The sequence below is a fragment of the Marinomonas maritima genome, from assembly GCF_024435075.2.
Taxonomy (GTDB): domain Bacteria; phylum Pseudomonadota; class Gammaproteobacteria; order Pseudomonadales; family Marinomonadaceae; genus Marinomonas; species Marinomonas maritima.
The window spans coordinates 408,085-422,402 of sequence record NZ_JAMZEG020000001.1 but is presented as its reverse complement, the minus strand read 5'-3'; the positions used below and the strand labels follow the sequence as shown (position 1 = coordinate 422,402).

Below are 14,318 nucleotides of genomic sequence, written 5' to 3'. Positions count from 1 at the left end.
TAGTTTATGCAAGACGATCAGAAAAAAACCACAGATTTTGGTTTTAAAGAAATTCCTACCGATGAAAAAGTACAAGCCGTCGCGCAAGTTTTTCATTCCGTCGCCACAAAATACGACATAATGAATGACCTTATGTCTGGTGGCGTTCATCGCCTTTGGAAACGCCATACAATTAGTCAATCGGGTGTTCGTGCTGGAAATTGTGTATTAGACATCGCTGGTGGAACAGGTGATTTAACACTTAAGTTTTCACGCTTAGTGGGTAGCGAAGGACAAGTTATTTTAGCGGATATCAATGATTCGATGCTAAAGGTTGGTCGTGACAAACTGGCTAATAACGGCATTATTGGTAACGTGAAATTCGTTCAAGCCAATGCAGAGGCATTGCCTTTTCCTGATGATACTTTCGACTGCATTACCATCGCGTTCGGTTTGCGTAATGTCACTGATAAATCCAAAGCACTCGCGTCTATGTATCGTGTTTTAAAGCCTGGCGGCCGCTTATTGGTTCTGGAATTTTCTAAACCAGAGTCTGAGCTACTTTCTCAAGTCTACGACCAGTATTCTTTTCGCCTGCTGCCAGCAATGGGGAAATTGATCGCTAACGATTCTGAAAGTTATCGCTATCTTGCTGAATCCATCCGCATGCACCCAGACCAAGAAACCTTAAAGAGTATGATGAATGACGTTGGATTTGAGCGCACAAGTTACCAAAATTTAACAGGCGGCATTGTAGCGCTTCATAAAGGATTTAAATTCTAATCATGTTGACCAGCTTTTTTCGATTACTGCGCATACTATGCACCGTCATCCGCTTTCGTCTTGATGTTTTTATTCCTTTCGCCTTATTGCCTTGGTATATCCGCTATACGCTTGGACTAGTTTGTTCTATTGGTCGCGAGCGCGCCAGTAAAAATAAGGGTGAACGACTTCGTCTTGCACTTGAGTCCCTTGGCCCTATTTTCGTTAAATTTGGACAAATCTTATCCACGCGACGTGATTTGCTTGACGACGATATCGCCGATGAACTGGCAAAACTACAAGATAAAGTGCCCGCTTTTTCTGGTGATGTGGCGCAAGCTATCATTGAAAGAGACTTGAAAGCGCCAATCAATGAACTCTTTGCGGAGTTTTCTACTATTCCATTGGCCTCAGCGTCAATAGCACAAGTTCATACTGCCAAGCTCCATTCCGGCGAAGATGTTGTTATAAAAGTTATTCGTCCAAAAATAGAAAAGACCATCAGCAAGGATATTGGTCTGCTTTATACCTTGGCACATCTTGTTGCCAATATGAGTGATGACGGCCGACGCTTAAGACCTGTTGAAGTGGTAACAGATTACGAATACACCATACTGGATGAACTGGACCTCGCGAAAGAAGCCGCAAATACAGGGTTGTTACAACGTAATTTCATGGATTCCGATTTACTTTATGTACCACAGGTTTATTGGGATTATAGCCACCGTAATGTCATGGTGATGGAACGTATCTCTGGTATTCCAGTTGCTGATATTACCGCTCTAAACAAAGCCAATGTGGACATGAAATGCTTAGCTGAACGAGGGGTTGAGATCTTTTTCACACAAGTTTTTTCTCACAGTTTTTTCCACGCTGATATGCACCCTGGTAATATTTTCGTTGATGCCAGCAACCCGCAAAAACCTAAATACATTGCGATTGATTGCGCAATTATGGGAAGCTTGGACGATGCAGACAAAAGCTATTTAGCGCGTAACCTATTAGCTTTTTTCCAACGAGATTATCGTTTGGTTGCCAAATTGCACGTCGAAAGCGGCTGGGTTCCGAAAGGCACCCCTGTCCATGCTTTTGAGTCGGCTATCCGCAGTGTCTGTGAGCCTATGTTCGCCAAGCCATTAAAAGACATCTCCTTTGGACAAGTACTGATCGGTTTATTCCAAACGGCTCGTCGTTTTAACATGGAGGTACAACCACAGTTAGTTCTATTGGAAAAAACACTGCTCAATATTGAAGGCTTAGGTCGTCAACTTTATCCAGATCTAGATCTCTGGGTAACGGCCAAGCCATTCCTAGAACGATGGATGCGCGAACAAGTCGGTCCAAAACGCGTCATTGAAGAAGTCCGTAAACAAGCGCCACAGTGGGCTGGTCAGCTTCCACAGATACCTAATTTGATTTTTACGGCATTATCGCAAATGTCACATCAGGAAGAGCGCATGCAAGCGCAAACGCATGCGATTAATGAGCTGGGTAAAGAGCTTAAAAAAGGCCGACATAATCTGCCTTTTCGCTTGCTCGGCTTATTCAGTCTAGCAGCCGCTTGGGTGGTAACGGACCCAGCCTCTCTGAACCATATAAAAGACGCTGACTTGACCAGTCTAGGGTTATTTTTGACGGGCGTTTACTTGCTTGTCCTAAAACCGTAACATTCGAGAGACTATAATGAGAGCTGATATACTGGCTGAATTAGCAGCCACACTAGAACAACGTAAAAATGCGGCGGAAGACTCTTCCTATGTCGCTAGCCTACATGCAAAAGGATTAAACAAGATCCTAGAAAAGGTAGGTGAAGAAAGCATTGAAACCATTATTGCCGCTAAGGATGCTGTCATATCTGGCGACAAATCCGATTTGATTTATGAAACCGCTGACCTTTGGTTTCACACTCTTGTCATGTTATCTCATTTAGATATTGGCCCTGATGCTATACTTGATGAATTAGCACGTCGATTTAACTTATCTGGCTTAGACGAAAAAGCCAGTCGTTCTAAATAAATTGTAGGAGAAATGTATGTTAGGCGGAATTAGCATTTGGCAATTATTAATTGTTTTAGCCATTTTAATACTCATATTTGGTACTAAAAAACTTAAGAACCTTGGCTCCGACTTAGGCGGTGCTGTTAAAGGTTTCAAAGAAGCTGTAGACAAAGAAGCTGACACTGAAGAAGAGAAAACGGCCCAGCATAAAGTCATTGATGCTGAAGTCAAAAAAGACGATAAGAGCGCCTAATCTGTGTTCGACATTGGCTTTTCTGAACTCCTCGTTGTTTTCGTTGTTGCCCTGTTAATTCTGGGCCCTGAGCGCTTGCCCTATGCCGCTAAAACAGCAGGGCTGTGGGTTCGTAAAATTCGTCGCAGTATCAATTCTGTGCAAAGAGAAATCAATGCTCAACTTGATCACGAAGAACTGCAGCAAAAAATTGGCGAAACTAACCAACGCCGATTAAAAGAAGGGCAAGCAATACAAAACACCATCACTCCCTATCCTGAAGAACACAAAACGGAAGTATCTGAACCTGAACCATTAAAGGCGTCCGCTGCTGACACAGAAAATCAGGAAAAAGAGAATAAAATGACCGGAGATGACGGTATAACCCTGTCCGCATCAGATAAATCAGAGTCAATTGAGCCTTTACTATTAGACGATGTTGAGAAAACACCCAGAGCAGCATCTCGTAGCTAGTAATTATTTGAATAGACTTTCTCTAAACTCTTTATTCTAACGACGCGCGGACCTATCGCATATTATGAGTACAAATTCTTCCAATCAAGCCCCACTGGTCGCTCATCTTATTGAGTTAAGAAATCGTTTACTTAAAACCGTTCTTGTCATACTGGCTCTTTTTATTGGTTTATACTCATTCGCCAATGATTTGTATTTAATTGTCTCTGAACCGTTGCGACTGCTACTACCGGTTGGTAGTTCATTAATTGCAACCGAAGTCGCCTCACCTTTTCTAGCCCCGCTCAAGTTAACGTTTGCGGTCGCTGTTTTATTGTCTGTGCCTTACACTCTGTTTCAAGCGTGGTCTTTCATTGCACCCGCTCTGTATAAAAATGAAAAGCGTATTGCTATTCCTTTATTGGTTTCAAGCATATTTCTTTTTTATGCTGGCGTACTGTTCGCTTATTTCGCTGTACTACCGCTGATTTTTGGCTTCTTCACCACGGTCGGACCAGGCGAAGTGACTGTCATGACGGACATCAACAACTACTTAAACTTTGTTCTAAAGCTGTTTTTTGCCTTTGGCGTGACGTTTGAAATTCCTGTCGCGACTTATTTGCTCATCAAAGCTGGCGCAACCACAGTGGCAACACTCTCTAAAAAGCGCCCTTATATATTCCTTGGCTGCTTTGTCGTTGGAATGCTGATAACACCACCAGACATCTTCTCTCAAACCCTTCTCGCCATTCCAATGTGGATGCTATTTGAACTTGGGCTTATTGCGGGCCGCACAGTGAAGGTCGTGGTAGATGGCAATGAAGAAGACAATGAAACCAACCATTCAAACAATACAGAAAAATGACTTTTCCACCACCAAAGCAATAATTTCAATCCAACATAAAGGTAACAGGGCCATCATTGGTAAAGGAAACCTTCATATCCGCACCAAAACGCCCTGTTTCGACTTTGTTATATTGTGATCGTACTCTGTCCACAAAATCATTGAATAAACGCTCACCTTCTGCAGGAATGGCTGCCGTCGAAAAACCAGGGCGAAGCCCTTTTTTGGTTTCTGCTGCCAAGGTAAATTGAGAGACCAATAGAACACCACCATTTACTTGCTGAACATTCAGGTTCATTTTGCCTTCTTCGTCGCCAAACATGCGGTACTTTAACAGCTTGTCAGCAAGCCGCTGTACATCAACGTCACTATCACTTTTTTCAACACCAACCAAAACAAGCTGTCCATGATCGATTGCACCTATGGTTTCACCATCAACCACAACGCTAGCATTCAATGCCCGTTGCACTAAGAGCTTCATTCTCGTTCCTTTTATCCATAAGACTTTCCGCACTTACTTTATCAAATGCCAGAAAAAACAAAAGCGCCCTAAGGCGCTTCTGTCGCTCCTGAATTCACTTACATGAACTCATTTGCTGCTGCTTCTTTAAAGCAATTCTTTCGAATTACTTTATCAAACTATTTATTTACGACCGAAACGCTTACGTTCGTTTTCAGTCAATAACTTCTTACGAACACGAATACTTTCTGGCGTTACTTCTACCAATTCATCGTCTTCGATGAACTCAAGCGCTTGCTCTAGCGTTTGGCGAATAGGTGGCGTCAACGTCAATGCTTCATCTGTACCAGATGCACGTACGTTAGTCAGCTGCTTACCTTTAACAGGGTTAACTGCCAAATCGTTATCACGTGAGTGAATACCGATAATTTGACCTTCGTAAACTTCAACCGCGTGCCCTAGGAACATACGTCCACGGCTCTGTAAGTTAAACAAAGAGTAAGCGGCCGTTTTACCTGTCAGCATGCTAACCAATACGCCGTTTTTACGACTTTGAACTTCGCCATCTTTCACTGGACCGTAATGATCGAAAACACTGGTCAAAATACCAGAGCCAGACGTCAATGTTAGGAACAATCCACGGAAACCGATCAAACCACGTGATGGCATCATGAATTCAAGACGTGTACGGCCTTTGCCATCTGGTTCCATGTTTGTTAACTCGCCTTTACGCAAGCCAATTTCTTCCATGATAGAACCTTGATGTTGATCTTCAACATCGATTACTACCATTTCAAATGGTTCGGATTTAACACCGTCAATTTCTTTGATAACTACTTCTGGGCGAGATACACCCATTTCGAAACCTTCACGACGCATACTTTCAATCAATACAGACAAGTGAAGCTCACCACGACCAGATACGATGAATTTATCTGGTGTTTCACCTTGCTTAACACGTAATGCAACGTTGTGGATAAGCTCTCGATCTAGACGGTCTGAGATATTACGAGTCGTTATGTATTTACCTTCTTTACCAGCGAACGGAGAATCGTTCACCATGAAAGTCATGCTTACTGTTGGCTCATCAACGGATAAAGGTGGAAGCGCTTCAACACAAGTAGGATCACACAACGTATCAGAGATGCTTAGACCATCAATACCATTGATACAAACGATATCGCCAGCAGACGCTTTATCAGTATCAACACGTGCCAGACCATGATAGCCCTTCACGTTTAGTACTTTACCTTTGCGCTCTTTACCGTCAGCAGATTTAACTACAACTTGCTGGTTAGGAGACAAACTACCGCGTGTGATACGACCTACACCGATAACACCAACATAGCTGTCATAATCCAATGCAGAAATTTGCATTTGGAAGGTGCCTTCTGGATCTACATCTGGCACAGGCACGCTATCAACAATCATTTGATAAAGCGGTGTCATATCATCTGCCAAATTATCTGGATCAGTACCAGCCTGACCATTGATTGCAGAAGCATAAATAACAGGGAAGTCTAATTGTTCTTCCGTTGCACCAAGGTTATCAAAAAGATCAAATACTTGATCCATAACCCAATCAGGACGAGCACCAGGACGGTCGACTTTGTTGATAACAACAATCGGACGCAAACCTTGCTCAAATGCTTTAGAGGTTACAAAACGTGTTTGCGGCATTGGACCGTCAACTGCATCAACCAATAGGCATACGCAATCAACCATAGAAAGCACACGTTCTACTTCACCACCGAAGTCAGCGTGTCCAGGTGTGTCTACGATATTGATACGGTAATCCTTCCACATAATTGACGTGTTTTTCGCCAATATAGTGATACCACGTTCTTTTTCTTGATCGTTAGAATCCATGATTCGTTCAGAACCCTCATCTTTACGATCCAACGTGCCGGATTGGCTCAATAGTTTATCAACTAAGGTAGTTTTACCATGGTCAACGTGCGCAATGATGGCAATATTGCGTAACTTACTAATATCATTAGACATTTATAGTTCTCTGTATTTGGTGTGAGCAAAAAGACAAACCGCCGCTTGATACGGGCGGGTATGCTCTTCAAGCGTCTCGGATCTTGGTGCGGGATAAAATTCGCGCAATTGTACCCTTATATTGAAAAATATCCCATTAAAGTGGAGAAAAAAGTCCATATAAATACTTCAATAGGGGAACAATGCACATTCAGTTCAGAACGGTAACATCCAATTACTACAATAGTGCTACCGCTTAACAATGCTTAATTAGGGCAAATAAACACCAACATTCTCATACCCCTTACCCAACAGATAAGAAGCATGCATACGACTCATGACCCCTTTCCCACAATAAAGCAGATGGGTTGTACCAGAATCTAGTTCTGACCAGTTAGAGTCTAATGCAAAGAAAGGAATAACCTTAACAGGCCGGCCACTGACTTTTAATGGTCGGTTAATCGCTTCATCTGGATGACGGATATCAATAATGACTTCATCGCCCACAGGCATACGAACTACCGGCACTTCACCTTGATACTGTTTAGCAACATCATCCATTACATTTTGAATAGACATCGTCTGCGCATTGGCAATCGCTTGCTCTAAGACGTCAAAATCAAAGTTAGATTCTTGTTGTTCAACACGATACATTTTGGCTCGAATGGTCGGCTTAACCGAAATCACACCACAAAACTCTGGCATACTGGCGGCGAACGGCGCGGTGCCTATTTCGATTGCCTTGTCGATGATTTCTTGTTTATTCGTGGTAATTAAAGGCCTAAGTACTAATTCTTCCGTGACTTGATCAATTACCTTTAGATTAATCAAGGTTTGACTCGATACCTGAGCCACACTTTCGCCTGTTACTAAGGCTTTTGCACCAACCTGCTCCATCAGTTGAGAGGCAGCACGCAACATCATACGCTTTAGGATAACGCCCATTTCAGCGTTATCAACTTTCGTCAAAATCTCACCAACAACCGCCTCAAAAGGTACTGTGATGAATTTTACATTTAATGCCGAACCATATTTCTCCCAAATAAAATGAGAAACCTGCTTCACACCTATCTCGTGAGCATCACCACCTAAGTTGAAAAAGCAAAAATGCGTTTTTAGCCCGCGACTCATGGTTAAAAAAGAACTGACTGTTGAATCATAGCCGCCAGACATCAAAGATAAAACGGGATCTTGCGAACCAAGTGGGTAACCACCCAAGCCTTTTACACGTTGCTCGATCATCCACACCCGATTATCACGAATATCGATAGGAACCAGTACCTCAGGATTTTTTAAACGTACAGCCAAAGCACCACATCGTGCTTTAAGGCAGCCGCCAATATGCCGCTCTGCATCTACCGAAGTAAAGTCATGGTGCCCTACGCGTTTGACTCGCACTGCAAATACGGCGTCTTTTATTGTCTCACCATACGACACTATCGCTTGCTCAACGATGCCATCAAGATCGATAAAGGGAAACTCACGAACAAATTGAAAATGCGCAATACCCGCGACATTAGACAAGGCCTCAGTAAAGCCCTCTCGTAGCTCATCTTTATCAGAAAAGACCTCTATAAAATCCCAATTTCCAGACACAGTAACATCGGCATCATATTTTTTTAGCACCAACCTTATATTATGTCGAAGCTGTTTAATAAAAGACTTTCTGACTGGATTGCTTTTAATGGTGATTTCTGCAAAGAACTTAACAATAAATTTCATGGCGGGTGTAATTTATACCAAATATAAGAAAGGGCGCGTAGTATAAAGAAAAGCGTATCGATACGAAAACGCTAAATTCGCACCAATATAGATCAAATACACCTAATAACGACCCAAAATAGTGCAGACATGATTTTTTAAAAGCATATTCAGACTATTAGCAACTGCAATTTAAAATGAAAAGCCTCTATCTTATTGTTATATAAAACATTATAAGGCCGCACGAAATTCTGGCACAAGTTATGCTTACTTTATACTTGATAAATAACTCGATAAATGACGCTTTATATTAAAGCACTCTTAAAAAACGAAAAGTAATTTCGCTTTCACTACGACTGGAGAACAACTATGTCAAACAAGACCCTTGCCTTGATTGCTGAGCATGACGCGAAGTGGGTTGACCTTCGCTTTACCGATTTTAAAGGTAAAGAACAACACGTATCAATTCCAGCTATTACGGTAGACGAAGAGTTTTTTGAAAACGGTCAGATGTTTGATGGTTCTTCCATTACTGGCTGGAAAGGTATCAACGAATCAGACATGATCATGATGCCTCAGGACGACACCGTTATTATCGATCCTTTCACTGAAGAGCCGACTGTTATTGTTCGCTGTAACATCATTGAACCTTCTACTATGCAAGGCTACGATCGTGATCCACGCTCTGTTGCCATTCGCGCTGAAGAGTTTCTAAAGTCTACCGGCCTTGGCGATACTGCATTCTTCGGTCCTGAGCCTGAATTCTTCATCTTTGATGATGTTCGCTGGAAAACAGACATGTCTGGTTGTTCAGTAGAAATTAACTCTGAAGAAGCGGCTTGGTCTTCTAATAAGAAGATTCAAGGCGGCAACATGGGCCACCGTCCTTTCGTAAAAGGCGGCTATTTCCCAGTACCACCTGTTGATTCTCATCATGACCTACGCGCTGCAATGTGTGGCGCAATGGAAACAATGGGCTTGGTTATCGAAGTTCATCACCATGAAGTAGCGACTGCTGGCCAAAACGAAATCGGTGTTAAATTTAACACACTCGTTAAAAAGGCAGATGAAGTTCAAATCCTTAAGTACTGCGTACATAACGTAGCTCATGCTTATGGCAAAACGGCGACATTTATGCCGAAACCAATCGTTGGCGACAACGGTTCTGGCATGCACGTTCACCAGTCATTTTGGAGAAATGGTGAAAACCAATTCGCTGGCGATCAATACGCTGGCCTATCTGAAATGGCGCTTTACTACATTGGCGGTATTATCAAGCACGCTAAAGCATTGAATGCGTTCACTAACGCTTCAACTAACTCTTACAAGCGTCTTGTTCCACATTTCGAAGCGCCTGTAATGCTTGCTTACTCAGCTCGTAACCGCTCTGCTTCTATCCGTATCCCATACGTTGCAAGCCCTAAAGGCAAACGTATTGAAGCTCGTTTCCCTGATCCAACCGCTAACCCATACCTAGCATTCTCTGCAATGTTGATGGCAGGTATAGATGGTATCAAAAACAAGATTCACCCAGGCGATGCAGCAGACAAAGATTTGTATGATTTACCGGCTGAAGAAGCATTGGCTATTCCTCAGGTTGCTGGCAGCCTAGAAGAAGCGCTTAAATGTCTAGACGAAGATCGCGGATTCTTGACTCAAGGCGGCGTGTTCTCTGATGACATGATCAATGCTTACATCAAGCTAAAAACAGCTGAAGCACAACGCGTTGCCACAACAACTCACCCTCTTGAGTTTGAGCTGTACTACAGCCTATAAACTATTAGGTCGTTAAAATACCTAAAAAGCCTCGACGCAGATCGGGGCTTTTTTTGCACAAAATAAGCATCACGGCCACACCAGCATGCACTATAATTGTGCATTTAGATTTTTCATTGATACAAAAGCCTTAATATATAAGCTATTTCGAATCGCCCAATGTTGGTTCGCTTTTTGCAACTACCATTATAGGAAACAATAAGAGGCCTTCGCACGAGGTCAGAAGTGACGTAAAGACGCATTTATTTTTAACAGCGTATTTATAAGTACACACTTCGTGCAAAGAGTTCATAAAGCAGGAGTCAATAGTGAGGCACTGTCTGTGTATAGCTTATTAATCGACCACTTATCCACCGCTGTTGTTCAATTGAATGACAAGCTCGAGATCGAATACTTAAATCCGGCCGCTGAAATGCTGCTCGCAGTAAGTCGTCGTCGAATTTATGGCCACGACCTTGGAGCCGCTTTTCGTGAAAACGAAGACAGCATCCACGCCCTCCAAGCCGCTATAGAGTCCGGCCACCCATTCACTAAGCGGGAAGCTGAAATCGAGTGCAGCAATAACAAAAAACTTTTTTGTGATTACACAGTTACCCCGATAATGGGCACATCAAATGACACAGAAAGCCTAATTATAGAACTGTATCCACGAGACAGAATGAAGCGCATCTCACAAGAAGATGAGTTAATAGCGAACCATGAAACCAGCAAAGAGCTGGTACGAGGTCTTGCCCACGAAATCAAAAATCCTTTAGGTGGAATCCGTGGTGCTGCGCAGCTTATTAGTCGGGCCTTTACCGATGAAGCGCTAAATGATTACACACAAGTCATTATTGAAGAATCTGATCGTTTACGCGATCTTGTTGATAGGCTATTAGGCCCCAGACAACTTCCTAAAAACAAACCTCTAAATGTACACAAAGTAATCGAACGAGTCAGGCAGTTGATTTCCGTTGAAACCGACAATCAAATCCAGCTCATTAGAGACTATGATCCTAGTATTCCAGATTTGATTGGTGATGAGTCACAATTAATACAGGCATTACTCAATATCACCAGAAACGCTATGCAAGCCCTAATGGAAGACGAAAACAATCATAGTAAAACCATTCATATAGTGACTCGTGCTTTACGTCAATTCACCATAGGTTCAAAACGTCACCGCTTAGTTTGCAAAATCAGCATCATTGACAATGGTCCTGGCATTCCTGAAGCCATATTAAAAACACTATTTTATCCAATGGTAAGCGCTAGAGCGGATGGAACCGGTTTAGGCCTTTCTATCGCCCAATCCGTTATTCACCAACACCACGGAATAGTGGAGTGCAACAGTTACCCTAAAGAAACCGAATTTAATATATTGATTCCCATTGATATGGCAGTCCAACACCAGGAGAAACACTCATGACACCAGAAGAAACCGTATGGATTGTTGACGACGACCGCTCAATTCGCTGGGTATTGGAAAAGACATTAGAGCAAGAGGGAATTCAATGCCGTCTGTTTGAATCTGCTGAAAACCTAGTAAACATGTTAGATAAAGAGCAGCCAAGTGCCATCATCAGTGACATTCGCATGCCTGGAATGGATGGCTTAGCACTGCTCGAAAAACTACAAAAAGATCACCCCTATTTGCCTGTCATCATTATGACGGCGCATTCAGACCTTGAAAGTGCCGTGGCATCTTATCAAGGAGGCGCGTTTGAATATCTACCAAAACCGTTTGATGTTGAAGAAGCCGTTAGCCTTGTAAAACGCGCCATACTGCATCATAGAAATGCACGACCCAGCACAGATTTTATGGAAGAAGAAGTCGAGCCAGAAGTAGACAAAGAAATCATCGGTGAAGCCCCTGCCATGCAGGAAGTTTTTCGCGCCATTGGCCGACTCGCTAACTCAAACATCACTGTGCTAATTAATGGAGAATCCGGAACTGGTAAGGAGTTAGTCGCAAAGGCATTACATACTCATAGCCCTCGCACTGCTAACCCTTTCATCGCCCTTAATATGGCTGCCATTCCACACGATTTAATTGAATCAGAACTATTTGGCCATGAGAAAGGCGCATTCACCGGTGCGAATACTCAGCGCCGCGGCCGTTTCGAACAAGCCAACGGTGGCACCTTATTTTTAGATGAAATTGGTGACATGCCAGCCGAAACACAAACTCGCTTACTGCGAGTTCTTGCAGACGGCGAGTTCTATCGAGTAGGCGGCCATATCGCGGTGAAAGTCGATGTTCGTATCATTGCTGCCACACATCAAAATTTAGAAAATTTGGTGCAAAAAGGAACATTCCGTGAAGATTTATTTCATCGTCTAAACGTCATCCGCATTCATTTGCCTAAGTTATCAGAGCGCCGTGAAGACATTCCAAAATTAGCACGCCACTTCTTGAGTCGTGCCGCAGATGAGCTTTCTGTTGAACCTAAGCTGCTGACCAAAGAAACCGAAAATTATCTTACTCAACTGGAATGGCCCGGTAACGTTCGTCAGCTAGAAAATACTTGTCGCTGGCTAATCGTTATGGCGTCAGGACGTGAAGTATTAGTTGAAGATTTACCACCAGAATTACTCGCAGCCGCACCTTATGAACAGCCATTCGCATCATGGGAGGAAGCCCTTAGAAATTGGGTCGACAGCACACTAGCAACAGGACAAAAAGGCATTCTCGATCAAGCTGTTCCAAAATTTGAGCGTATTATGATTGAAACCGCTCTCGCCCATACAGGTGGACGCCGTCGAGATGCGTCTCTTTTATTAGGCTGGGGACGTAATACGTTGACACGTAAAATCAAAGAATTAAACATTGATCATGCGGAACAAGACGACGATTAATCGCTTCTAGCTAAGAAAAAACAATGCAGGCAAAGCTATTCACACATTGCCTGCGTTATCTCAGCTTTTCTCCTATTTTTGACTTGCTTTTATACCCACAATCCCCTACTAATTAATGTCTATTGAATGACTATTAATAAACAGGAAAACGGTTATGTATCCAACACTCCAGTCCATGGGTATCACAAGCATACAGGACATTGAAAAATTCACTTTACGCTTTGAAGGCGGCCACGATGTTTTAAAAATTTATTACCGTCGTGAAAAAGGTTCTTTGCTACCTAAAAGTAAAAAATTCAAATTTGGTCGCTCAACAAAAACGGTATTAGCTGACGGTGGCCAGCAAACCTATCGTCAAGTACAAGAGCCTTCTCTTATCGTATTACGAGCAATGGAAGAGCTGGAACTCATTGTTGGCAGACAACATGAAGTTAAAGTGACAAAAGATGACTTGGTCAAAGAGCTTGAACATCTAGAAAAAGTGGTAAATAGCAAGATCAATGAAATCAAAGAAAAAATTGCCGCAATGAAATAAGTCTATTCAGACTATGTAGCAGGTATTCCTTCCTCTTGGCTGAGTCAGTATGACCACCTTGCTGATAGAAGGAAGTCCTGCTAGCCCCTTTCTAAAAATCTCGCTACAATCTTCTGCACTAATATCTTTCTAACACCCATTCGAGCCTTCATTCATATGCGCCTTATAACTTCTGAAACCGAGCTTGCTGACATCATTCGAAAAGGCGGCGTCATTGCTTACCCTACCGAAGCAGTTTGGGGATTAGGCTGTGATCCTTTTAATGAACTAGCTGTACGACGAATTTTAGCACTGAAATCTCGCTCTGAATCAAAAGGGTTGATTCTCATTGCTGGCTCTCAAGAAGAGCTAACACCTTGGCTAAAAACATTAAACAGCGATGCCATACAGCGTCTAGTCAGCCTTAATGAGACACCGACCTCTTGGGTAGTACCCGATACTCAAATCACCCCCAGCTGGGTAAGAGGAGAACACAAAAGCGTCGCTATACGACTCTCTCAGCATAGCCCAGTACAGCGCCTATGTGCCGCTTTTAAAGGCGTGATTGTATCTACGTCGGCAAACCCTGCAGGACTTGCTCCTGCGATGTGTGAAGACGAGGTCTATGCGTACTTTGGGGACAAAATTGACGCTATCTTTCATGCGTCACTTGGAGAAGCTTCCCAACCTTCGCAAGTTAAAGACATTTTGACGAACAAACTCTTTAGAGCATAGCACGTAACACATTTTTCACTTCTGCCGACGCCTCTATTGAACT

At 42.9% G+C, this 14,318-nt stretch carries 14 protein-coding genes; 11 read left to right on the top strand and 3 right to left on the bottom strand.

Translation table 11 applies throughout. The features are described 5' to 3' along the window. Positions 1 to 6: 6 nt before the first annotated feature. The 6 genes from ubiE to tatC all read left to right on the top strand — a co-directional run bounded on the left by ubiE (position 7) and on the right by tatC (position 4,289). On the top strand, positions 7 to 762 hold the full coding sequence (gene ubiE, locus M3I01_RS02135) for a bifunctional demethylmenaquinone methyltransferase/2-methoxy-6-polyprenyl-1,4-benzoquinol methylase UbiE (protein WP_255893921.1): 756 nt from the start codon (positions 7 to 9) through the stop codon (positions 760 to 762). A 2-nt stretch (positions 763 to 764) separates the two neighbouring features. Further along, the gene (gene ubiB, locus M3I01_RS02130) at positions 765 to 2,408 is read left to right on the top strand and encodes a ubiquinone biosynthesis regulatory protein kinase UbiB (RefSeq protein ID WP_255893920.1); all 1,644 of its coding nucleotides are present in this window, start codon (positions 765 to 767) and stop codon (positions 2,406 to 2,408) included. Between the two features lie 16 nt (positions 2,409 to 2,424). Next, positions 2,425 to 2,757 carry a phosphoribosyl-ATP diphosphatase gene (locus M3I01_RS02125; protein ID WP_176336316.1) on the top strand — a complete coding sequence of 111 codons (333 nt, stop codon included), beginning with the start codon at positions 2,425 to 2,427 and terminating at the stop codon, positions 2,755 to 2,757. 16 nt (positions 2,758 to 2,773) lie between these two features. Further along, the gene (gene tatA, locus M3I01_RS02120; RefSeq protein WP_112141272.1) at positions 2,774 to 2,992 is read left to right on the top strand and encodes a Sec-independent protein translocase subunit TatA; all 219 of its coding nucleotides are present in this window, start codon (positions 2,774 to 2,776) and stop codon (positions 2,990 to 2,992) included. A 3-nt stretch (positions 2,993 to 2,995) separates the two neighbouring features. Next, positions 2,996 to 3,445, top strand: coding sequence for a Sec-independent protein translocase protein TatB (gene tatB / locus M3I01_RS02115; protein WP_255893918.1), 450 nt, complete (start codon positions 2,996 to 2,998; stop codon positions 3,443 to 3,445). A 64-nt stretch (positions 3,446 to 3,509) separates the two neighbouring features. Further along, positions 3,510 to 4,289, top strand: a complete 780-nt coding sequence (tatC, locus tag M3I01_RS02110; RefSeq protein ID WP_255893917.1) for a twin-arginine translocase subunit TatC — start codon at positions 3,510 to 3,512, stop codon at positions 4,287 to 4,289. A 25-nt stretch (positions 4,290 to 4,314) separates the two neighbouring features. Here tatC and dtd read toward each other — a convergent pair whose 3' ends face one another. The 3 genes from dtd to thiI all read right to left on the bottom strand — a co-directional run bounded on the left by dtd (position 4,315) and on the right by thiI (position 8,433). Further along, on the bottom strand, positions 4,315 to 4,749 hold the full coding sequence (gene dtd / locus M3I01_RS02105; protein WP_255893916.1) for a D-aminoacyl-tRNA deacylase: 435 nt from the start codon (positions 4,747 to 4,749) through the stop codon (positions 4,315 to 4,317). A 162-nt stretch (positions 4,750 to 4,911) separates the two neighbouring features. Then, entirely contained in the window at positions 4,912 to 6,732 is a 1,821-nt protein-coding gene (gene typA / locus M3I01_RS02100; protein ID WP_275564894.1) for a translational GTPase TypA, read from the bottom strand. 249 nt (positions 6,733 to 6,981) lie between these two features. Further along, entirely contained in the window at positions 6,982 to 8,433 is a 1,452-nt protein-coding gene (thiI, locus tag M3I01_RS02095) for a tRNA uracil 4-sulfurtransferase ThiI (RefSeq protein WP_255893915.1), read from the bottom strand. Between the two features lie 348 nt (positions 8,434 to 8,781). Between thiI and glnA the strand changes: the two genes are divergently transcribed. The 5 genes from glnA (at position 8,782) to M3I01_RS02070 (ending at position 14,275) form a co-directional block, all read left to right on the top strand. Next, complete coding sequence (glnA, locus tag M3I01_RS02090; protein ID WP_275564893.1) at positions 8,782 to 10,188, top strand: glutamate--ammonia ligase; 1,407 nt, start codon at positions 8,782 to 8,784, stop codon at positions 10,186 to 10,188. A 322-nt stretch (positions 10,189 to 10,510) separates the two neighbouring features. Continuing rightward, positions 10,511 to 11,596: a nitrogen regulation protein NR(II) gene (gene glnL / locus M3I01_RS02085; RefSeq protein WP_255893913.1), complete on the top strand. Its 1,086-nt coding sequence runs from the start codon at positions 10,511 to 10,513 to the stop codon at positions 11,594 to 11,596. Beyond that, positions 11,593 to 13,026: a nitrogen regulation protein NR(I) gene (gene ntrC / locus M3I01_RS02080; RefSeq protein ID WP_275564892.1), complete on the top strand. Its 1,434-nt coding sequence runs from the start codon at positions 11,593 to 11,595 to the stop codon at positions 13,024 to 13,026. The genes glnL and ntrC overlap by 4 nt, the downstream gene beginning before the upstream one ends. Positions 13,027 to 13,180: 154 nt before the next feature. Beyond that, positions 13,181 to 13,561, top strand: coding sequence for a DUF3461 family protein (locus M3I01_RS02075; RefSeq protein WP_255893912.1), 381 nt, complete (start codon positions 13,181 to 13,183; stop codon positions 13,559 to 13,561). A gap of 156 nt (positions 13,562 to 13,717) precedes the next feature. After that, entirely contained in the window at positions 13,718 to 14,275 is a 558-nt protein-coding gene (locus tag M3I01_RS02070) for an L-threonylcarbamoyladenylate synthase (protein ID WP_275564891.1), read from the top strand. Positions 14,276 to 14,318: the final 43 nt, after the last annotated feature.